The organism is Streptomyces sp. NPDC008137 (assembly GCF_042957035.1).
Taxonomy (GTDB): Bacteria; Actinomycetota; Actinomycetes; order Streptomycetales; family Streptomycetaceae; genus Streptomyces.
Genome location: NZ_JBIBHN010000001.1, coordinates 493,866 through 515,178, shown reverse-complemented (window position 1 = coordinate 515,178; position 21,313 = coordinate 493,866). Strand labels below are relative to the sequence as shown.

The 21,313-nt window shown below is 71.0% G+C and carries 15 protein-coding genes and 1 pseudogene; 12 read left to right on the top strand and 4 right to left on the bottom strand.

Translation table 11 applies throughout. The annotated features are described in order from the left end of the window. Nucleotides 1–11: 11 nt before the first annotated feature. On the top strand, nucleotides 12–2,282 hold the full coding sequence (locus tag ACFZBT_RS02215; RefSeq protein ID WP_391097662.1) for an ATP-dependent RecD-like DNA helicase: 2,271 nt from the start codon (nucleotides 12–14) through the stop codon (nucleotides 2,280–2,282). A gap of 178 nt (nucleotides 2,283–2,460) precedes the next feature. After that, nucleotides 2,461–3,750 (top strand): citrate synthase, encoded by a 1,290-nt coding sequence (locus ACFZBT_RS02210; RefSeq protein WP_391097661.1) that lies wholly within the window; start codon nucleotides 2,461–2,463, stop codon nucleotides 3,748–3,750. A gap of 646 nt (nucleotides 3,751–4,396) precedes the next feature. On the opposite strand, the gene ACFZBT_RS02205 is transcribed toward ACFZBT_RS02210, so the two are convergent. The 3 genes from ACFZBT_RS02205 to ACFZBT_RS02195 form a co-directional block, all read right to left on the bottom strand. Continuing rightward, nucleotides 4,397–6,634 (bottom strand): heavy metal translocating P-type ATPase, encoded by a 2,238-nt coding sequence (locus tag ACFZBT_RS02205; protein WP_391097660.1) that lies wholly within the window; start codon nucleotides 6,632–6,634, stop codon nucleotides 4,397–4,399. Nucleotides 6,635–6,776: 142 nt separating this feature from the next. Further along, a complete protein-coding gene (locus ACFZBT_RS02200) occupies nucleotides 6,777–7,016 on the bottom strand; it encodes a cation transporter (protein ID WP_391097659.1) in 240 nt (79 codons plus the stop codon). Between the two features lie 84 nt (nucleotides 7,017–7,100). Next, nucleotides 7,101–7,769, bottom strand: coding sequence for a TetR family transcriptional regulator (locus ACFZBT_RS02195; RefSeq protein WP_391097658.1), 669 nt, complete (start codon nucleotides 7,767–7,769; stop codon nucleotides 7,101–7,103). Between the two features lie 164 nt (nucleotides 7,770–7,933). On the opposite strand from ACFZBT_RS02195, the gene ACFZBT_RS02190 reads away from it, so the two are divergent. After that, a complete protein-coding gene (locus ACFZBT_RS02190) occupies nucleotides 7,934–10,156 on the top strand; it encodes an MMPL family transporter (protein WP_391097657.1) in 2,223 nt (740 codons plus the stop codon). Between the two features lie 134 nt (nucleotides 10,157–10,290). Then, nucleotides 10,291–11,334: a zinc-binding dehydrogenase gene (locus tag ACFZBT_RS02185; RefSeq protein ID WP_391097656.1), complete on the top strand. Its 1,044-nt coding sequence runs from the start codon at nucleotides 10,291–10,293 to the stop codon at nucleotides 11,332–11,334. A 34-nt stretch (nucleotides 11,335–11,368) separates the two neighbouring features. Here the strand turns inward: ACFZBT_RS02185 and ACFZBT_RS02180 are convergent, their stop codons facing one another. Beyond that, nucleotides 11,369–11,569, bottom strand: a complete 201-nt coding sequence (locus ACFZBT_RS02180; RefSeq protein WP_215121270.1) for an AlpA family transcriptional regulator — start codon at nucleotides 11,567–11,569, stop codon at nucleotides 11,369–11,371. A gap of 187 nt (nucleotides 11,570–11,756) precedes the next feature. Here ACFZBT_RS02180 and ACFZBT_RS02175 point away from each other — a divergent pair, with 187 nt between their 5' ends. The 8 genes and pseudogenes from ACFZBT_RS02175 (at nucleotide 11,757) to ACFZBT_RS02140 (ending at nucleotide 21,213) form a co-directional block, all read left to right on the top strand. Beyond that, the gene (locus ACFZBT_RS02175; RefSeq protein WP_391097655.1) at nucleotides 11,757–11,879 is read left to right on the top strand and encodes a hypothetical protein; all 123 of its coding nucleotides are present in this window, start codon (nucleotides 11,757–11,759) and stop codon (nucleotides 11,877–11,879) included. A 140-nt stretch (nucleotides 11,880–12,019) separates the two neighbouring features. Further along, nucleotides 12,020–12,970, top strand: coding sequence for a 5-dehydro-2-deoxygluconokinase (gene iolC, locus ACFZBT_RS02170; RefSeq protein ID WP_391097654.1), 951 nt, complete (start codon nucleotides 12,020–12,022; stop codon nucleotides 12,968–12,970). Then, entirely contained in the window at nucleotides 12,967–13,857 is an 891-nt protein-coding gene (locus ACFZBT_RS02165) for a deoxyribose-phosphate aldolase (protein ID WP_391097653.1), read from the top strand. Before iolC ends, ACFZBT_RS02165 begins: the two co-directional genes overlap by 4 nt. Nucleotides 13,858–13,936: 79 nt before the next feature. After that, a pseudogene (locus ACFZBT_RS02160) lies at nucleotides 13,937–14,041 on the top strand (5-deoxy-glucuronate isomerase); the annotation flags it as partial. A gap of 35 nt (nucleotides 14,042–14,076) precedes the next feature. Beyond that, a complete protein-coding gene (gene iolD / locus ACFZBT_RS02155) occupies nucleotides 14,077–15,954 on the top strand; it encodes a 3D-(3,5/4)-trihydroxycyclohexane-1,2-dione acylhydrolase (decyclizing) (RefSeq protein WP_391097652.1) in 1,878 nt (625 codons plus the stop codon). A gap of 14 nt (nucleotides 15,955–15,968) precedes the next feature. Continuing rightward, nucleotides 15,969–17,471 carry a CoA-acylating methylmalonate-semialdehyde dehydrogenase gene (gene mmsA, locus ACFZBT_RS02150; protein ID WP_391097651.1) on the top strand — a complete coding sequence of 501 codons (1,503 nt, stop codon included), beginning with the start codon at nucleotides 15,969–15,971 and terminating at the stop codon, nucleotides 17,469–17,471. 221 nt (nucleotides 17,472–17,692) lie between these two features. Beyond that, nucleotides 17,693–20,350, top strand: coding sequence for an alpha/beta fold hydrolase (locus tag ACFZBT_RS02145; RefSeq protein WP_391097650.1), 2,658 nt, complete (start codon nucleotides 17,693–17,695; stop codon nucleotides 20,348–20,350). Beyond that, nucleotides 20,347–21,213 carry an ABC transporter permease gene (locus tag ACFZBT_RS02140; protein WP_391097649.1) on the top strand — a complete coding sequence of 289 codons (867 nt, stop codon included), beginning with the start codon at nucleotides 20,347–20,349 and terminating at the stop codon, nucleotides 21,211–21,213. Before ACFZBT_RS02145 ends, ACFZBT_RS02140 begins: the two co-directional genes overlap by 4 nt. Nucleotides 21,214–21,313: the final 100 nt, after the last annotated feature.

Below are 21,313 nucleotides of genomic sequence, written 5' to 3'. Positions count from 1 at the left end.
ACGGTCGCACCATGACCGATCAGGGCGAGCGGCGACTGGCCACGCTGGAAGGCGTACTCGAGCGCATCACGTACGCCAACGAGGAGAACGGCTACACGGTCGCCCGGGTGGACACCGGCAGAGGCGGCGGCGACCTGCTCACGGTCGTCGGCGCGCTGCTCGGCGCGCAGGTCGGCGAGTCCCTGCGCATGGAGGGCCGTTGGGGTTCGCACCAGCAGTACGGCAAGCAGTTCCACGTCGAGAATTACACGACCGTCCTGCCGGCCACCGTGCAGGGCATTCGCCGCTACCTCGGCTCGGGCTTGGTCAAGGGAATCGGCCCGGTCTTCGCCGACCGGATCACCCAGCACTTCGGGCTGGACACCCTTCAGATCATCGAGGAGGAGCCCAAGCGGCTGATCGAGGTCCCGGGCCTCGGCCCCAAGCGGACCAAGAAGATCGCCGATGCCTGGGAGGAGCAGAAGGCCATCAAGGAGGTCATGCTCTTCCTCCAGACCGTCGAGGTGTCCACGTCCATCGCCGTGCGCATCTACAAGAAGTACGGCGACGCCTCCATCTCCGTCGTGAAGAACCAGCCGTACCGCCTCGCCTCCGACGTCTGGGGCATCGGTTTCCTCACCGCCGACAAGATCGCCCAGTCCGTCGGCATCCCGCACGACAGCCCGGAGCGCGTCAAGGCGGGCCTGCAGTACGCGCTGTCGCAGTCCACCGACCAGGGCCACTGCTTCCTCCCCGAGGAGCAGCTGATCAAGGACGCGGTCAAGCTGCTCCAGGTCGACACGGGCCTGGTCATCGAATGCCTGGCCGAGCTGGCCGAGCCGGCGGAGGACGGCGAGGAGCCCGGCGTCGTACGGGAGAAGGTCCCGGGACCCGACGGCGGTGAACCCGTCACCGCCATCTACCTCGTGCCCTTCCACCGCGCCGAACTCTCCCTCTCCGCCCAGCTGCTGCGCCTCCTGCACACCGAGGAGGACCGGATGCCGGGCTTCCGTACGGTCGCCTGGGACAAGGCCCTCACCTGGCTCAAGGGCCGAACCGGCACCGAGCTCGCGCCCGAGCAGGAGGCCGCCGTCAAGCTGGCGCTGACCGAGAAGGTCGCCGTCCTCACCGGCGGCCCCGGCTGCGGCAAGTCCTTCACGGTCCGCTCGATCGTGGAGCTGGCCCGCGCCAGGAAGGCGAAGGTCGTGCTCGCCGCGCCGACCGGCCGGGCCGCCAAACGCCTGTCCGAGCTGACCGGGGCCGAGGCCTCCACGGTCCACCGCCTGCTGGAGCTGAAGCCCGGCGGTGACGCGGCCTACGACCGGGACCGGCCGCTCGACGCCGACCTCGTGGTGGTCGACGAGGCGTCCATGCTGGACCTGCTGCTCGCCAACAAGCTGGTCAAGGCCGTACCGCCGGGGGCGCATCTGCTCTTCGTGGGGGATGTCGACCAGCTGCCGAGCGTCGGCGCGGGGGAGGTGCTGCGGGATCTGCTCGCCGACGGGGGACCGATCCCGGCCGTCCGTCTGACCCGGGTCTTCCGCCAGGCGCAGCAGTCGGGCGTGGTGACGAACGCCCACCGGATCAACGCCGGCCAACATCCGGTCACCGACGGCATGAAGGACTTCTTCCTCTTCGTCGAGGACGAGACGGAGGAGGCCGGGCGGCTCACCGTGGACGTGGCGGCACGGCGCATCCCCGCCAGGTTCGGGCTGGACCCCCGCCGGGACGTTCAGGTGCTCGCCCCCATGCACCGGGGCCCGGCGGGCGCGGGCGCTCTGAACGGCCTGCTCCAGCAGGCCATCACCCCGGGCCGCCCCGAACTGGCGGAGAAGAGGTTCGGCGGGCGGGTGTTCCGCGTCGGGGACAAGGTCACCCAGATTCGCAACAATTACGAGAAGGGCGAGAACGGCGTCTTCAACGGCACCGTGGGCGTGGTGACCTCGCTCGACCCGGTCGAGCAGCGGCTGACCGTGCTGACGGACGAGGACGAGGAGGTTCCGTACGACTTCGACGAGCTGGACGAGCTGGCGCACGCGTACGCCGTGACGATCCACCGCTCCCAGGGCAGCGAGTACCCGGCGGTCGTCATCCCGGTCACCACGGGCGCCTGGATGATGCTCCAGCGCAACCTGCTCTACACGGCGGTCACCCGGGCCAAACAGCTGGTCGTCCTCGTCGGTTCGCGCAAGGCGATCGGCCAGGCGGTGCGCACGGTGTCGGCGGGCCGGCGGTGCACGGCACTCGATTTCCGGCTCGGATCGCACGGATCGCGAAAAAATGATCGATCAAATGAGTCGTGAAGGTCACAGAGGCTTCCGGATGGGGAAGACAGGGGGCAGGATGAGCAAGTTGACGGCACTCAGTGCCGCCGATAGGCCCGATGGTCGACCCCGAGTGCACTCTCCTGAGCCAAGTGGGGGATGGTAGAAGCAGTCAGGGCAACCTCGAAGATGAGGCACAACGTCGGTGAGGGAAGACGTGAGCGACAACTCTGTAGTACTGCGGTACGGCGACGGCGAGTACACCTACCCGGTGATCGGCAGCACCGTAGGGGACAAGGGCTTCGACATCGGGAAGCTCCGCGCCCAGACGGGTCTGGTGACATTGGACAGCGGTTACGGCAACACCGCCGCGTACAAATCCGCCATTACCTACCTGGACGGCGAAGCGGGCATCCTGCGGTACCGCGGGTACCCGATCGAGCAGCTGGCCGAGCGCTCCACCTTCCTGGAGGTCGCCTACCTGCTGATCAACGGCGAGCTGCCGACCGTCGACGAGCTCTCGACGTTCCAGAACGACATCACGCAGCACACCCTGCTGCACGAGGACGTCAAGAACTTCTACAAGGGCTTCCCGCGTGACGCCCACCCGATGGCCATGCTGTCCTCGGTCGTCTCGGCGCTGTCCACGTTCTACCAGGACAGCCACAACCCGTTCGACGAGCGCCAGCGGAACCTCTCCACGACCCGCCTGCTCGCCAAGCTCCCGACGATCGCGGCGTACGCGTACAAGAAGTCGATCGGTCACCCGTTCGTCTACCCGCGCAACGACCTCGGCTACGTCGAGAACTTCCTCCGCATGACCTTCTCGGTCCCGGCGCAGGAGTACGACCTCGACCCGACCGTGGTCTCGGCGCTCGACAAACTGCTCATCCTGCACGCGGACCACGAGCAGAACTGTTCGACCTCCACGGTCCGCCTGGTCGGCTCCTCGCAGGCGAACATGTTCGCCTCGATCTCCGCCGGCATCAACGCCCTGTGGGGCCCGCTGCACGGCGGTGCCAACCAGTCGGTGCTGGAGATGCTGGAGGGCATCCGCGACTCCGGCGGCGACGTCGACACCTTCATCCGCAAGGTGAAGAACAAGGAGGACGGCGTCCGCCTGATGGGCTTCGGCCACCGGGTCTACAAGAACTTCGACCCGCGCGCCAAGATCATCAAGGCCGCCGCGCACGACGTGCTGTCCGCCCTCGGCAAGTCCGACGAGCTGCTGGACATCGCGCTGAAGCTGGAGGAGCACGCGCTCTCCGACGACTACTTCGTCTCGCGCAGCCTCTACCCGAACGTCGACTTCTACACGGGTCTGATCTACCGGGCCATGGGCTTCCCGACCGAGATGTTCACGGTCCTGTTCGCCCTCGGCCGGCTGCCGGGCTGGATCGCCCAGTGGCACGAGATGATCAAGGAGCCGGGCTCCCGTATCGGCCGCCCGCGCCAGATCTACACGGGCGTGGTCGAGCGCGACTTCGTTCCCGTCGAGGCCCGCTGAGGCCTCGCTGGGACCCGGTACCGCCCGAGCCCCCGTATCCGGCAGCGGATACGGGGGCTCTCGCCGTGATGCCCTGACGGAATGCTGTACGTGATGTCCGGCGAAATGTCGTACGAAATGAGGAAGGCGCCCTGTCGCCGGTCCCCCCACGGGCCGACGATCAGGGCGCCTTCCCAGTCCCGGTGCGGATTCCCCCCACGGGATCCGGCCGGGCGTCTGTGAGGACAGCGCCTGAATCGCTGTGAGCACAACGAGCAAAACTCGTCGTACCTCTGTTGTGTGCGATCTGCCGGGACAGCGCACGTCCGGGAGGGCCGCTCAAAGCTTCCCGGTGTGCGTGCCCCGGCAACGCATCTCTGGAGAAGTCCCCCAAGACATCTCCAGATGTCAGATCACGCCCCCCAAGACGCTCCCTGACATCGTCAACTTAGACCTTCGAACCCCTTCGATGGTTACGTTCACATCACTGTGATCTGCGTCTCTTGCGTATGTCCGTTAGCTACGCAAGAGCCCGGATATATCTCGCCCGGGACGCAAGCGTAAGGATGATGCGTGCGCCTTGTGAAGAGCTTATGTGAGCCGGGCCCGGGACTCCAGAGGGGCTCATATCAGGTTCGCCGCGAACTTAGGGCGAATTCAGGGGACTTCACCGGAATGTCCGGAGTCGCAGACTGTTCGTGACGACGAAGACCGACGAGAAGGCCATCGCGGCCCCCGCGATCATCGGATTCAGCAGCCCCGCCGCGGCCAGCGGCAGCGCGGCCACGTTGTAGCCGAAGGCCCAGACGAGATTGCCCTTGATCGTGGCCAGCGTCCGGCGCGACAGCCGGATCGCGTCCGCGGCCACCCGCAGGTCGCCCCGCACCAGCGTCAGATCGCCCGCCTCGATCGCCGCGTCCGTGCCGGTGCCCATGGCCAGGCCCAGATCGGCGGTGGCGAGCGCGGCCGCGTCGTTGACGCCGTCGCCCACCATGGCGACGACCCGCCCCTCGGCCCGCAGCCGCCGCACGGCGTCGACCTTGTCCTCGGGCAGGACCTCCGCGACCACCTGGCCGATCCCCACGGCCTTCGCCACCGACTCGGCCACCGCCCGGTTGTCCCCGGTCAGCAGCACCGGCGTGAGCCCCAGCGCGCGCAGCTCCCGCACCGCCTCGGCGCTGCTCTCCTTGACCGCGTCCGCCACGGCCAGCACGGCCCGCGCCGTCCCGTCCCAGCCGGCCAGGACGGCCGTTCGACCGGCCCGCTCGGCCTCGTCCCGCGCGCGGGCCAGCTCCGGCGGTACGTCGTCGAAGAGCCGCCCCACGGCGACCTCACGGCCCTCCACGCGCCCGCGCACGCCCCGCCCGGGGACGCTCCGGAACCCGTCGACCTCCGGGAGCCGTCCGGCCCTCTCCTCGGCGCCCAGCGCGATCGCCCGCGCGACGGGGTGCTCGGAGGCGTGCTCGACGGCGCCCGCGAGCCGCAGCACCTCCTTCTCGTCGGCGCCCTCGGCGACGTACACCTCCTGGAGGGTCATCCGGCCCGTGGTGACCGTGCCGGTCTTGTCCAGGACGACCGTGTCGATCCGGCGCGTGGACTCCAGGACCTCCGGGCCCTTGATGAGAATGCCGAGCTGAGCGCCGCGGCCCGTGCCGACCATCAGCGCGGTCGGCGTGGCCAGGCCCAGCGCGCACGGGCAGGCGATGATCAGCACCGCGACGGCCGCCGTGAAGGCGGCGACACCGTCGCCGGTCAGCCCGAGCCACGCCCCGGCCGTGGCGACGGCGATCAGCAGGACCACCGGCACGAAGACCCCGGAGATCCGGTCGGCGAGCCGCTGCACCTCGGCCTTGCCGTTCTGCGCGTCCTCCACCAGCTTCGCCATTCGCGCGAGCCGGGTGTCCTCGCCGACCCGGGTGGCCTCGACGACCAGCCGGCCGCCCGCGTTGACCGTGGCGCCGGTGACCGTGTCCCCGGCCGTCACGTCCACCGGCACCGACTCGCCGGTCAGCATCGAGGCGTCCACGGCGGAGGCTCCCTCGACCACCGTGCCGTCGGTGGCGATCTTCTCGCCCGGCCGTACGACGAACCGGTCGCCGACCGCCAGCCGCTCCGCGGGGATCCGCACCTCGCGCCCGTCCCGCAGGACGGCCACGTCCTTGGCGCCCAGTTCCATCAGCGCCCTGAGCGCGGCCCCGGCGCGGCGCTTGGAGCGGGCCTCCAGATAGCGGCCCAGCAGGATGAAGGCGGTGACGCCGGCGGCGACCTCGAGATAGATCTGGGAGGCGCCGTCGCCGCGCGAGACCGTGAGCTCGAAGGGGTGCCGCATGCCCGGCGTGCCCGCGTCGCCGAGGAACAGCGCCCACAGGGACCAGCCGAACGCCGCCAGCGTGCCGAGGCAGACCAGAGTGTCCATGGTGGCGGCGCCGTGCCGGGCGTTCGTCCAGGCGGCCCGGTGGAAGGGCAGTCCGCCCCAGACGACGACCGGCGCGGCGAGGGTGAGCGAGAGCCACTGCCAGTTGTCGAACTGGAGGGCCGGGACCATCGCGAGCAGGACCACGGGCACGGCGAGCGCGACCGAGACGGTGAGGCGGCGGCGCAGGGCCGACAGCTCGGGGTCCGCCTCGGTGGCGGGTTCCTCCTCGCGCGGGGGCGCGGGCTCCTCGGCGGTGTACCCGGTCTTCACCACGGTGGCGATCAGATCGGCGACCTCGATGCCCGCGGGGTAGCTGATCCTGGCCTTCTCCGTCGCGTAGTTCACCGTGGCCGTGACGCCGTCCATGCGGTTGAGCTTCTTCTCGACGCGGGCCGCGCAGGAGGCGCAGGTCATCCCGCCGATGAGCAGCTCGACCTCGGCGGCCGCCGGCTCGCGGTCCGGCGGCGCCTGGGCGGTGGTGCTGGTCATGTCCTTCACTCCAGGAGGTGGCGGGGCGCCCGGGAAGCGGAACGGGCCGTACGGGCCGGGGCGGCGGCCGTACGGCCCGTACGTCGGTACGAGTTCCAGGTCTGGAGCGTCTCAGGCCTGGCGGGTCGCGTTTCGTACGGGCTCAGGCCTTGCCCGCCAGCTCGAAACCGGCCTCGTCGACGGCGGCGCGTACGGCCTCGTCCTCGAGCGGGGCCGCGGAGACGACGGTGACCTCGCCGGTCTTGGCGACGGCCGTCACCGAACTGACGCCGGAGATCCCGGAGATCTCGCCGGAGACGGCGCCCTCGCAGTGTCCGCAGCTCATGCCGCTCACCTTGTAGACGGTGGTGACGGGGCCCGTGGTGTCGGTCTGGGCGGTCATGTCGTTACTCCTCGTCGAGGCATGTGGGGCTGTGGGGACCCACGAGGGGCCCCGCACACTTCCCCACTGTACCCCTAGGGGGTATCAGTACACGACGCCCTCGGCCAGGGGTCGCAGGTAGCGCAGCAGGACGTCCTTCAGCTCCTGGATGTACGCCTCCCGCTCGTCGCCCTCGTGGGCCAGGACCAGCTCCAGGCCGGCCATGTAGATGGCGACGCACATCTGGGCGGTGCGGGTGACGGCGGGGGCGGGCGCGTCGGGTACGAACGGGGCGATGATCGTCTCGACGCGGGCGACCAGGGTCGTGTGCAGTGCGTCGTGCTCCTCGGCGATGCGTCCCGGGATGTCGGGGCCGTGCATCAGCGCGAAGAAGGCCGGGTGGCGGCAGTTGAACTCGATGAAGCGGTCGACGGTCCCGGCGATCACCTCCTCGATCGGGGTGGCCGCGGGGTCGATCGGGGTGAGGATCTCGTCGTACGACTGCCGCATCTCGTGCATGAGCCGCCCGCCCAGCTCGATCGCGATCGCTTCCTTGTTCGGGAAGAACTGGTACAGCGTGCCCGGCGACACGCCTGCCTCTCGGGCGATCGCGTTGGTGCTGGCGGCCGTGTAGCCGGTCGTGGAGAAGACCGTGGCAGCGGCTTCGAGCAGCTGGGTGATCCGGCGCTCGCCGCGGGCCTGGCGACGGCGCGGCCGGTCCTCGGCCGTCGCTGTCGTCGTCTCCGTCGCGGGTTTCTCGGTCTTCTCGGGCACGCGTTATCCCCAGGTCTCATCACGCGATTGACAAACGCGAGTGGTCGCTCGCATTCTGGAGTCTGGCAAGAATGCGAGCGAACTCTCGTGTTTGCCAGTCTATGGCAGCCCCGCGCTGTCAGGCTGCGCCTGGACACGGGTCACGGTGAAGGGGACACCGCACGATGACCGAAGTCAACACACCACCACGCGTCGGCGGCTGGACCCGCTTCGTCACCGCGAGGCCCAGACTGTCCTTGCTGGTGGCACTGGTGATCACCGCGCTCGCGGTGCTGGCCGGCAGCGGCGTCGCCGACCGGCTCGGCGCCGGCGGCTGGGAGGACCCGGCCGCAGAGTCCACCCGTGCGACCAAGGCCTTGGAGCGCGAGTTCCCCGGCTCCCAGCCCAACCTGCTGCTCCTGCTCGACGCGGGCGACGCCCCGGTCGACGATCCGGCCGTAGCCGCCGAGGCCAAGCGCCTCACCCAGCGCCTGGCGGGCGAGCGGGGCATCACCGGCGTCGGCTCCTACTGGCAGTCCGGCACCCCGGCGCTGCGCGCCGAGGACGGTCACGAGGCGCTGATAGCCGCCCGCATCACCGGCGACGAGAAGGCCGCCGCCGAGACCCTGGAGCGCATCGCGCCCCACTACCGAGGGGTGCACGGCCCGGTGGAGGTCACCGTCGGCGGCCCGGTCGCCGTGCGGCACGAGATGCAGACGATCATCCAGGAGGACCTGACCCGCGCCGAGCTCATCGCCCTGCCGGTGACACTCGTGCTGCTGGTGATGGTTTTCGGCAGCGCGGTCGCGGCCCTGCTGCCGCTCGGCATCGGCATCGTCGCCATCCTCGGGACCAACGCGATCCTGCGCGGCCTGACCGAGCTCACCGACGTGTCCGTGTTCGCGATCAACCTCACCACGGCCCTCGGCCTCGGCCTCGCCATCGACTACGCGCTGTTCATCGTCCGCCGCTACCGCGAGGAACTGTCCACGGGCGCCGAGCCCTTGACGGCGATCGGCACCACCCTGCGCACCGCCGGCCGCACCGTGCTGTTCTCCGCCCTCACGGTCGCGGTGTCCCTGGCCGCCATGCTGGTCTTCCCGCAGTACTTCCTGCGGTCCTTCGCCTATGCCGGGATCGCCGTGGTGCTGCTGGCCGCGGCGGCGGCCCTGATCCTGCTTCCGGCGGCGCTCATGCTGCTCGGGCACCGGGTCAACGCCCTGGACCTGCGCCGCGTGTTCCGGCGCGGACACCGGCCGAAGCCTGCCGGGGAAGAGGGCAGAACATGGGCGCGTACGGCGACGCTCGTCATGCGCCGCGCCCCGTTCTTCGCCCTGGGCACCACAGCCGTCCTCGTCCTGCTCGGACTGCCCTTCCTGGGTGTGAAGTTCGGCACCGCCGACGACCGTCAGCTGCCTGCGACCTCCGAGTCCCATGTCGTGCAGGAGCACATCCGGGACGGCTTCCCCGGCAGCCCCGACGGCGGCCTCGAAGTGCTCGCCCAGGGCCGCGCGACCGAGGCGCAGTACGGCGCCTACAAGGAGCGGATCGCCGAACTGCCCGATGTGCAGCGGGTCGACGGGCCGCTGGTGAAGGGCGACTCGGCCTACTTCACGGTGCTGCCGAAGGGCGAGGCCGTCGACGATCCGGCCCAGCGCCTGGTCGGAGAAGTGCGCGAGCTCAAGGCCCCCTTCGACACCCAGGTGACCGGCACGGCGGCCGTCCTGGTCGACTCCAAGGGTGCCATAGGGGAGCGCCTGCCGCTCGCGGCCGTCTTCATCACCATCGTCACCCTGCTCCTGGTCTTCCTCCTCACGGGCAGCGTGCTGATACCGATCCAGGCTGTCGTGCTCAACGCGCTCAGTCTGACGGCCATGTTCGGCGCGGTCGTCTGGGTCTTCCAGGACGGCCACCTGTCCGGCCTGCTCGGCTTCACCAGTCCCGGTTCCATAGAGACGACGCTCCCGGTTCTGATGTTCTGTGTGGCCTTCGGCCTCTCCATGGATTACGGGGTTTTCCTGCTCTCCCGCATCAAGGAGGAGTACGACCACACCGGCGACCACGACCAGGCCGTCCGGCACGGCCTGGCGCGCACGGGTGGGCTGATCACCGCGGCGGCGGTCATCCTGGCCGTGGTCATGGTCGCCATCGGCACCTCCCGGGTGACCAACACCAAGATGCTCGGCCTGGGCATCGCGCTGGCGGTCCTGATGGACGCGATGATCGTCCGCAGCCTCCTGGTCCCCGCGGTCATGCGCCTCACGGGCCGCGCCACCTGGTGGGCCCCGCGCCCGCTGCGCCGCTTCCACGAGCGCTTCGGCCTGAGCGAGGGCGAACCAGGGCCGGCGAAGGAGACGGAGAAGGAGACCGAAGAGGCCGGAGACAAGGTAGGAGCGTCGCATGCATGATCGCTCGAGAAGGTAGGAGCACCTCGGGATCCCGGACATGCGCGAACCGGACATGCGCGAACCGGACATGCGCGAACCGGACATGCGCGAACCGGACATGCGCGAACCGGGCGTGAACGAAAGGGCGGGTGACCATGCGGGCCGTGGTGTTCGAGCGGTACGGGGAGACGGCCGAGGTGCGGGATGTGGCCGATCCGGAGCCCGCGGAGCACGGGGTCGTCGTGCGGGTCGAGGCCACCGGCCTGTGCCGCAGCGACTGGCACGGCTGGCAGGGCCACGACCCGGACATCGCCCTGCCGCATGTGCCCGGGCATGAACTCGCCGGTGTCGTCGAGGCGGTGGGCGCCCGGGTGACCGGATGGCGGCCCGGCGACCGGGTGACCGTGCCGTTCATCTGCGCCTGCGGCACCTGTCCCTCCTGCGCGGCGGGCGACCACCAGGTGTGCGAGCGCCAGACCCAGCCCGGCTTCACCCACTGGGGCTCCTTCGCCGAGTACGTGGCGCTGGACCACGCCGACGTGAACCTCGTGGCGCTCCCCGAGGACATGTCCTTCGCGACGGCGGCCTCCCTCGGCTGCCGGTTCGCCACGGCGTACCGGGCGGTGGTGCGGCAGGGGCGTCTCGCGGCGGGGGAGTGGGTCGCGGTGCACGGCTGCGGCGGGGTCGGGCTCTCGGCGGTGATGATCGCGGCGGCGTCGGGAGCGCGGGTCGTGGCCGTCGACGTGTCGGCGCGGGCACTGGACCTGGCGAGGAAGTTCGGAGCCACGCGGTGCCTGGACGCGACTGCCGTGCCGGACACCGCGGCGGCGGTCCGCGACCTGACCGGCGGCGGCGCCCACCTCTCGCTCGACGCCCTCGGCTCACCGGACACCTGCGCCGCCTCCGTCAACGGCCTGCGCCGCCGCGGCCGGCACGTCCAGGTCGGTCTGCTGCCCTCACCGGCCGGCACGACGCCCGTCCCGATGGCCCGCGTGATCGCCCTGGAACTCGAACTCCTCGGCAGCCACGGTATGGCGGCGCACAGCTACCCGCCGATGCTGGAGCTGGTCCGCGGCGGGGTACTGCGGCCCGACCTGCTGGTGACGTCCAGCATCTCACTGGACGAGGTCCCGGCCGCGCTGGCGGAGATGGGAACGGCGCCGGGAGCGGGGGCCACGGTCATCGAGCCGTGGAGCTGACGCCCCCGCACCCCGGCGCCTCGGCGACGAGCGGTCAGTCGTCTCTGCGCCCCCGGTTGCCGGGCCTGGAGGCGACCCAGGCCCGGACCGTGTCGGCGTACCAGTAGGGCTTGCCGCTCTCGACATGGTCGGGCGGTGGCAGCAGGCCGTGCTTGCGGTAGGACCGCACGGTGTCCGGCTGCACCTTGATGTGTGCCGCGATCTCCTTGTAGGACCAGAGCTTTCGGTCGGTCATGACGTGCACCTCCCCGCGCGAGCCCGGGGACGGCGGGAGGGCCGTCAGGGGGAGCCGGGCGCCGCGCTGGCGATCAACAAAGCCTGTGCCGGGTCAACGACACCCGGCGGCAGCGGGCAGGGCCTGTGCGCCAGGTGTGACGGAAGGCCCGCGTCCTTGCGACACGTGTGACAGGAAGCGGGTGTTTGTGACACAGCCGGGGCAAAGACGCCCCAGCACCTCCGGCACCGAGGCCGACACGGAGACCGGCACCGAGGCCGACACCGAGGCCGACACGGAGACCGGCACCGAGACCGACACCGAGGCCTGAACCCCACGGAACCGTGGGACCCGGACCAGGGCACGCGGAAAGCGCTGTCATGATCTGGTCCGAATGTCCGGACAAAACATTGACAGGGCTTCGCGAAGGGGGCTACAACACCGGGGAGAGCCGACACCGAGGGGTATCCGATGGCGTACGACCTGATCACCATGGGGCGGATCGGAGTGGATCTGTATCCGCTCCAGACGGGCGTCCCGCTGCCGCAGGTCACGTCCTTCGGCAAGTTCCTCGGCGGCTCGGCGACGAACGTCGCGGTCGCCGCGGCCCGCCTGGGACGGCGGACCGCGGTGATCACGCGTACTGGCGACGACCCCTTCGGCACCTACCTCCACGAGGCCCTGAAGGACTTCGGCGTGGACGACCGCTGGGTCACCCCGGTCCCCGGCCTGCCCACCCCGGTCACCTTCTGCGAGGTCTTCCCGCCGGACGACTTCCCGCTGTACTTCTACCGCCGGCCCAAGGCCCCCGACCTGGAGATCGACGCCCACGAGCTCGACCTCGACGCCCTCCGCGACGCCCGTGTCTTCTGGGTCACCGGCACGGGCCTGAGCGAGGAACCGAGCCGCACGGCGACCCTCGCGGCCCTCGCCCACCGGGCCAAGTCCGGCACGACGGTCTTCGACCTCGACTGGCGCCCGATGTTCTGGACAGACCCCGAAGCGGCCCGCCCCTTCTACGCGGAGGCCCTGCGCCACACCACCGTCGCGGTCGGCAACCTCGACGAGGTGGAGGTCGCCACCGGCGTGCGCGAACCCCACGCCGCCGCCCGCGCCCTGCTCGACGCGGGTGTGGAACTGGCCGTCGTCAAGCAGGGCCCCAAGGGTGTCCTGGCCGTCAACAGCGAGGGGGAGCAAGCCGAGGTGCCTCCGCTCCCCGTGAACGTCCTCAACGGCCTCGGCGCGGGAGACGCCTTCGGCGGCTCCCTGGTCCACGGCCTCCTGGCCGGCTGGAACCTGGAGAAGACCATGCGGCACGCCAACGCCGCCGGCGCCATCGTCGCCTCCCGCCTGGAGTGCTCCTCCGCGATGCCCACCCCGGGCGAGATCGAGGCGGCCGTCACCGCGGGGGCCGTCAAGTGACCGTCGACGTCTCCGAACTCGTCCGCATCCGCAGCCACCACCCGGAGGCCATCGCCGAGGCCGCCGCCCGCCGCCCCCGCCGGCCCCTGCTGAACGACAACGGCCGGCTGATGATCGTCGCCGCCGACCACCCGGCCCGCGGCGCCCTCGGTGTCGGCGGCCACAGCATGGCCATGGCCAACCGCGCCGACCTCCTCGAACGCCTCTGCCTGGCCCTGTCCCGCCCCGGCGTGGACGGCGTCCTCGCAACCGCCGACATCCTCGACGACCTGCTGCTGCTCGGCGCCCTCGACGGCAAGGTCGTCCTCGGCTCCATGAACCGCGGCGGCCTCCAGGGCGCGAGCTTCGAACTCGACGACCGCTTCACCGGCCACCGCCCCGAGGACATCGAGCGCCTCGGCTTCGACGCGGGCAAGCTGCTCCTGCGCATCGACTACGACGACCCGGGCTCCCTCACCACCCTGGAGTCCACCGCCCGCGCGATCGACGCCATGGCAGCCCGGCGGCTGCCCGTCTTCGTCGAGCCGTTCATCTCCCGCCGCGACGAGACGGGCCGGCTCCGCAACGACCTCTCCGCCGAGGCCGTCACCAAGTCCATCGCCATCGCCTCGGGCCTCGGCGGCAGTTCGGCCTACACCTGGCTGAAGGTGCCGGTCACCGCGAACCCCGACGACATGGCCGAGGTCATGGCGGCCTCCACGCTGCCCGCCGTACTGCTCGGCGGCGAGGTGGGCGGCTCCCCCGAGGAGCAGGCCGGGGCGTACGAGAAGTGGCGCGGCGCGCTGCAACTGCCCACCGTGCGCGGGCTGGTGGTCGGCCGTTCGCTGCTGTACCCGGCGGACGGTGACGTGACCGCCGCCGTGGACACCGCCGTCGGACTGCTGTGAGGGCCGCCTGATGACCGGTCAGCCGTACGTCCTCAAGGAGCACTCTCCCTTCCCGGGCGGGGAGAGCGTGTGTGCGCACGCCCGGGCCCAGATCGCCTCCGGCGCGGGAGGCCGCTTTGCTTTGGCAGGAGCGAAGAGCGAGCGACAACTCCCCGCCCGCTACGGCCCCGCGCCGGAGGTCCCCCACACCAGGCCCCACACCAGCCGGGAGGGACACCGATGACCACGAGGCTGACGGTCGCACAGGCGCTCGTGCGCTTCCTGTCCGCCCAGTACACCGAGCGTGACGGCGTACGGCAGCGGCTCATCGGCGCCACCTGGGGCATCTTCGGCCACGGCAACGTCGCCGGGATCGGCCAGGCGCTGCTGGAGTACCCCGAGGCGATGCCGTACCACCAGGGCCGCAACGAACAGGCCATGGTGCACGCGGCGGTCGGCTACGCGCGGCAGTCCAACCGACTTTCCACGCACGCGGTGACGACCTCCATCGGCCCGGGCGCCACCAACCTCGTCACCGGCGCCGCCCTCGCGACCATCAACCACCTGCCGGTGCTGCTCCTGCCCGGCGACATCTTCGCCACCCGCCCCGCCGACCCGGTCCTGCAGCAGCTCGAGGTGCCGTACGCGGGCGACGTGTCGGTCAACGACTGCCTGCGCCCGGTGTCGAGGTACTTCGACCGGATCACCCGGCCCGAGGCCCTGATCCCCTCCGCGCTGAACGCGATGCGCGTGCTCACCGACCCGGTCGAGACCGGCGCCGTCACCCTCGCCCTGCCCCAGGACGTGCAGGCCGAGGCCTACGACTGGCCGGAGGAGTTCTTCGCCGAGCGCGTCTGGACCGTGCGACGTCCCGGCGCCGACCCGACGGAACTCGCCGAGGCGGTACGGATCATCCGCTCGGCGGCGAGGCCCCTGGTCGTCGCGGGCGGCGGCGTCCACCACAGCCGCGCCGAGGAGGCACTCGCCGAGTTCGCCGAGGCCACCGGCGTCCCGGTCGCCTCAACCCAGGCCGGCAAGGGCTCCCTGCGGCACGACCATCCCCAGGACGTGGGCGGCATCGGCCACACCGGCACGGCCACGGCCGACGAACTCGCCCGCACCGCCGACCTGGTGATAGGCGTCGGCACCCGGTACACCGACTTCACGACGGCCTCCGGCACCCTCTTCTCGAACCCGGACGTCCGGTTCCTCAACCTCAACATCGCCCCCTACGACGGCCACAAGCTCGCCGGGCACCCCCTCGTCGCCGACGCCCGCAGCGGCCTGACGGAACTCACCGAGGCCCTCCGCCCGCACGCCCACCGCGTCGCCGGCTCCTACGCCACCGAGTACACCGAGGACAAGGAGCGCTGGGAGCAACGCGTCGACGCCTGCTACGAAGTCGACGAACCGGACACCCGCCCCAGCCAGCCGCAGGTCCTCGGCGTCCTGGACGCCCTCGTCGACGACTCCGACATCCTGATCAACGCGGCCGGTTCCCTCCCCGGCGACCTGCACAAGATGTGGCGGACCCGCTCGCGGGACCAGTACCACCTGGAGTACGGCTACTCCTGCATGGGTTATGAGATCCCGGCCGCGATCGGAGTGAAGCTGGCCGCTCCCGACCGGCCCGTGTGGGCGCTGGTCGGCGACGGCACGTATCTGATGATGCCGACCGAGATCGTGACGGCCGTGCAGGAGGGCATCGCGATCAAGGTCCTGATCATCCAGAACCACGGCTACGCGTCCATCGGCGGCCTCTCCGAGTCGGTGGGCGGCGAGCGGTTCGGCACCGCCTACCGCTACCCGTCCGAGGACGGCACGTACACCGGGTCGCCGCTGCCGGTCGACCTCGCCGCCAACGCGGCCAGCCTCGGCATGCGCGTCCTGCGCGCGAAGACCGTCCGGGACCTGCGCGAGGCCCTCGCCGAGGCCCGGGCCGCCGACACTCCCACATGTGTCTACGTCGAGACCCAAACGGCAGACACAGTGTCGGGCGCGCCTCCCGCCCAGGCCTGGTGGGATGTACCTGTGGCCGAGACCGCGACACGGCCGTCCGCGGTCAAGGCACGTGAGCTGTACGAACGGCACGTCTCCACCCGACGCCGCCATCTGTGAAGGAGTTCCCGGCCATGACGAAGATCGTCAACCACTGGATCGGCGGCAAGACCGTCGAAGGCGCCTCGGGCACGCACGGGCCGGTGACCGACCCCGCGACCGGCGCGGTGACGACGAAGGTCGCGTTCGCCTCGGTGGACGAGGTGGACGCGGCGGTCGCCGCCGCCAAGGAGGCCTACGCCACCTGGGGCCAGTCCTCGCTGGCGCAGCGGACCTCGATCCTCTTCAAGTTCCGGGCGTTGCTGGACGCCAACCGGGACGCCATCGCCGAGCTGATCACCGCCGAGCACGGCAAGGTGCACTCCGACGCGCTCGGTGAGGTGGCCCGCGGTCTGGAGATCGTCGACCTGGCCTGCGGCATCAGCGTGCAGCTGAAGGGCGAGCTGTCGACGCAGGTGGCGAGCCGCGTGGACGTATCGTCGATCCGCCAGCCGCTCGGCGTCGTCGCGGGCATCACGCCGTTCAACTTCCCGGCGATGGTGCCGATGTGGATGTTCCCCATCGCCATCGCCTGCGGCAACACCTTCGTCCTCAAGCCCTCCGAGAAGGACCCGTCGGCATCCCTGAAGATCGCCGAGCTGCTGTCGGAGGCAGGCCTGCCGGACGGCGTCTTCAACGTCGTCCACGGCGACAAGGTGGCCGTCGACCGCCTGCTGGAGCACCCGGACGTCAAGGCCGTCTCCTTCGTCGGCTCGACCCCGATCGCCCGCTACATCCACACCACGGCCTCGGCGAACGGCAAGCGCGTCCAGGCCCTGGGCGGTGCCAAGAACCACATGCTGGTCCTCCCCGACGCCGACCTGGACGCCGCGGCCGACGCCGCCGTCTCCGCCGCCTACGGCTCCGCGGGCGAGCGCTGCATGGCCATCTCCGCCGTCGTCGCGGTCGGCTCGATCGGCGACGAACTGGTGGAGAAGATCCGCGAGCGCGCCGAGAAGATCAAGATCGGGCCCGGCAACGACCCGACCTCCGAGATGGGCCCGCTGATCACCGCCGTGCACCGCGACAAGGTGGCCTCGTATGTCGAGGGCGCGGCGGCCGAGGGCTGCGAGGTCGTGCTCGACGGCACCGGCTACACCGTAGACGGCTTCGAGGACGGCCACTGGATCGGCATCTCGCTCCTCGACAAGGTCCCCACCTCCGCGAAGGCCTACCAGGACGAGATCTTCGGTCCGGTGCTGACCGTGCTGCGCACCGAGACCTACGAGGAGGCGCTGGACCTCATCAACGCCTCGCCGTTCGGCAACGGCACCGCGATCTTCACCCGGGACGGCGGCGCCGCCCGCCGCTTCCAGCTGGAGGTCGAGGCCGGCATGGTCGGCATCAACGTCCCGATCCCGGTCCCCGTGGGCTACCACTCCTTCGGCGGCTGGAAGGACTCGCTCTTCGGCGACCACCACATCTACGGCAACGACGGCACGCACTTCTACACCCGCGGCAAGGTCGTCACCACCCGTTGGCCGGACCCGGCCGACGCCCCGGCGGGCGTGGACCTGGGCTTCCCGCGCAACCACTGAGGTCTTTTCTCCGGGGGCGCTCTGAGGGGCGCCCCTCAGGGGCGCGGGAACTGCGCGAACAACCCCAACGCACCCGCTACCCGGCGACGCACGGCCCCCGCCGAGCTCGAAGCCATACACCACCCGCAGTACGCCGGAACCCTGTGTACACCCCTGGAATGGCCCGCACATCGGCCTCCGGTCGACAACTGTTCGACAGGTTCACCCCGTACCGTTGACGCATGGATCTTCGACTGCCCGGACTGAACGGGCTGCTTCGGCGACCCCGGAGGCTCCTCGCCGCCGGGGCCGCCGTCGTCGTGCTCGCGGGCGCGGGAACGTGGACGGCCGTCGCGGACGACGAGACGCCCCCGGTCCACCGCTCCGACCGGGTCCAGGACATGGGGAACGGGGTGCGCGTCGACACCTCGTTCTTCACCTCCGGAGGAGACCGCCGCCGCCCCGCCGTGCTGCTCGGCCACGGCTTCGGCGGCAGCAAGAAGGACGTACGGCAGCAGGCCGAGGGCCTCGCCAGAGACGGGTACGCCGTCCTGACCTGGTCGGCACGCGGCTTCGGCAAGTCGAACGGGAAGATCGGCCTGAACGACCCGAAGGGCGAGGTCGCCGACGTCTCGAAGCTCATCGACTGGCTGGCGAAGCGGCCCCAGGTCGAGCTCGACAAGCAGGGCGACCCCCGCGTCGGCATGGCCGGCGGCTCCTACGGCGGCGCGATCGCCCTGCTCACGGCGGGCCACGACGACCGCGTCGACGCCATCGCCCCGGCGATCACGTACTGGAACCTCGCCGACGCGCTGTTCCCGAACGGCGTGTTCAAGAAGCTGTGGGCCGGCATCTTCGTCAACTCCGGCGGCGGCTGCGAGAAGTTCGAGCCCGCGCTGTGCCGGATGTACGAGCGGGTCGCCGAGTCGGGCAAGCCCGACGCCGAGGCGCGCAAGATGCTGGAGGAGCGCTCGCCGTCCGCCGTCGGGAAGGACATCGACGTGCCGACCCTGCTGATGCAGGGCCAGTCGGACTCCCTCTTCCCGCTCGGCCAGGCCGACCAGGCCGCGAAGGCCATCCGAGCGGGCGGCGCCCCCGTCGACGTCGACTGGATCGCGGGCGGCCACGACGGCGGCGACATGGAGACCGGCCGCGTCCAGGACCGCGTCACGACCTGGTTCGACCGCTACCTGAAGGACGACAAGGCCGCCGACACCGGCCCCGCCTTCCGCGTCACCCGCACCCTCGGCACGGGCTCCGGCGACGGCGAACCCCGCCTGACCGGCGTGACCTCGGACCGCTACCCCGGCCTGGAGGCCGAGCAGCGCTCCATCGCCCTGGCCGGACGTGAGCAGACCTTCGACAACCCGCCCGGCGCCAGCCCGCCCGGCGTCTCCGCCCTGCCCGGCCTCGGCGGTGCCGGCGGTCTCAGCCAGCTCTCCACGCTCGGCATCGGCATCTCGCTCGACTTCCCCGGCCAGTTCGCCGCGTTCGAGTCGAAGCCCTTCAGCGAAGACGTCCAGATCACCGGCTCGCCCACCGCCACCGTCCACGTGAAGTCCACCAGCGACGACGCCGTGCTCTTCGCGAAGGTCTACGACGTCGGCCCCGGCGGCGGCTCCCAGCAGGTCCTGCCGTCCCAGCTCGTCACGCCCCTCAGGGTCGAGGGCGCCAAGGCGGGCAAGGACGTCACCATCACCCTCCCGGCGATCGACCACGAGATCGACGACGGCCACCGGCTGCGCCTGGTCCTCGCCTCGACGGACCTCGGCTACGCCTCCCCGGTCTCCCCGGCGACGTACACCGTCTCCCTCAAGGGCGATCTGAAGGTCCCCTCGGCCCTCGGCCAGCGCGACACCGAGGGCGGGCTGCCCGCCTGGGTGTGGTGGATGCCGATCGCCGGCGCCGTGATCGCCCTGGCCCTGATCATCACGGGCCGCCGCCGCACCGCGGCCCCCGCCCCGCCCGAGCCCGAGCTCGCCGAGGTCCCCCTCCAGATCACCGACCTGAGCAAGCGCTACGCCAAGTCCTCCGACCGGTACGCCGTCAAGGACCTGTCCTTCCGCGTGGAGAAGGGCCAGGTGCTGGGACTGCTCGGCCCCAACGGAGCGGGCAAGACGACCACCCTGCGCATGCTGATGGGCCTGATCAAGCCGGACGGCGGCGAGATCCGCGTCTTCGGCCACGCCATCAGCGCGGGTGCCCCGGTCCTCTCCCGGGTCGGCGCCTTCGTCGAGGGCGCCGGCTTCCTGCCGCACCTGTCCGGGCGCGAGAACCTGGAGCTGTACTGGCGCGCCACCGGCCGCCCCGCCGAGGACGCGCACATGGAGGAGGCCCTGGAGATCGCGGGCCTGGGCGACGCGCTCGCCCGCGCGGTGCGCACCTACTCCCAGGGCATGCGCCAGCGCCTCGCCATCGCCCAGGCCATGCTCGGCCTGCCGGACCTGCTCATCCTCGACGAACCGACCAACGGCCTGGACCCGCCCCAGATCCGCGAGATGCGCGAGGTGATGATCCGCTACGCCGCAGCCGGCCGCACGGTCATCGTCTCCAGCCACCTCCTCGCTGAGGTGGAGCAGACCTGCACCCACCTGGTCGTGATGGACCACGGACAGCTCGTCCAGGCGGGCCCGGTCGAGGACATCGTCGGCTCGGGCGACACGCTTCTGGTCGGCACGGCCACGCCCGTGGACGACCCCGTCGTGGAGAAGGTCACCGCCCTGCCGGGCGTCGCCTCGGCCGTGCGCACCGACGAGGGAATCCTGGTCCAGCTCGACGCCGACGGCTCCCCGCAGCGCCTGGTCGCCGAACTCGTACGGCTGGACGTGCCGGTGCGGTCGGTCGGCCCGCACCGCCGCCTGGAGGACGCCTTCCTCACCCTGATCGGAGCCGAAGCATGAGCACGCTCGCCGAGCCTCCCGTCGAGGTCGCCGACGGCTACCGCGCGGGCCGCACCCTGCCCTTCCGCGTCGAGCTGGTCCGCCAGCTGAAGCGGCGCCGCACCATGGTCATGGGCGGCGTCCTGTTCGCCCTGCCGATCATCCTGCTGATCGCCTTCCAGGTCGGCGGCAACCCCGGCGGCAACAACAACCGCGTCAACCTCATGGACACGGCGACCGCGTCCGGGGCGAACTTCGCGGCGGTCAACCTGTTCTCCGCCGCCGGGTTCCTGCTCGTCATCCCCGTCGCCCTGTTCTGCGGCGACACGGTCGCCTCGGAGGCCAGCTGGTCCTCCCTGCGCTATCTGCTCGCGGCGCCCGTGCCCCGGGCCCGGCTGCTGTGGTCCAAGCTCGCCGTCGGACTCAGCCTGAGCCTCGCGGCGATGGTCCTGCTCCCGGTCGTCGCCCTCGCCGTCGGCACCGCGGCCTACGGCTGGGGCCCGCTCGAACTCCCCACCGGCGGCAGTCTGTCCACGGGCACGTCGGCCCAGCGCATCCTGATCGTCGTCGCGTACATCATGGTGTCCCAACTGGTCACCGCGGCCCTCGCGTTCTACCTCTCGACCCGGACGGACGCCCCGCTCGGCGCGGTCGGCGGCGCGGTGTTCCTGACCATCATCGGCAGCGTCCTCGACGAGGTGACGGCCCTCGGCGACTGGCGCCACTTCCTGCCCGCGCACTGGCAGTACGCCTGGCTCGACGCCGTCCGCCCGCAGCTGGAGTGGTCGGACATGATCCAGGGCACCTCGATTTCCATAACGTACGCGCTCGTGCTGTTCGCCCTGGCCTTCCGGGGTTTCGCGCGCAAGGACGTCGTTTCCTAGGTCAACGGAGGATCACCCACCGGTCTCGAAGGCCGGTCTCCGTGGCCGCTTCGAGACGCTTCCGCAACGCTCCGTACCGCACGTTCCGACCCCCTGCGCC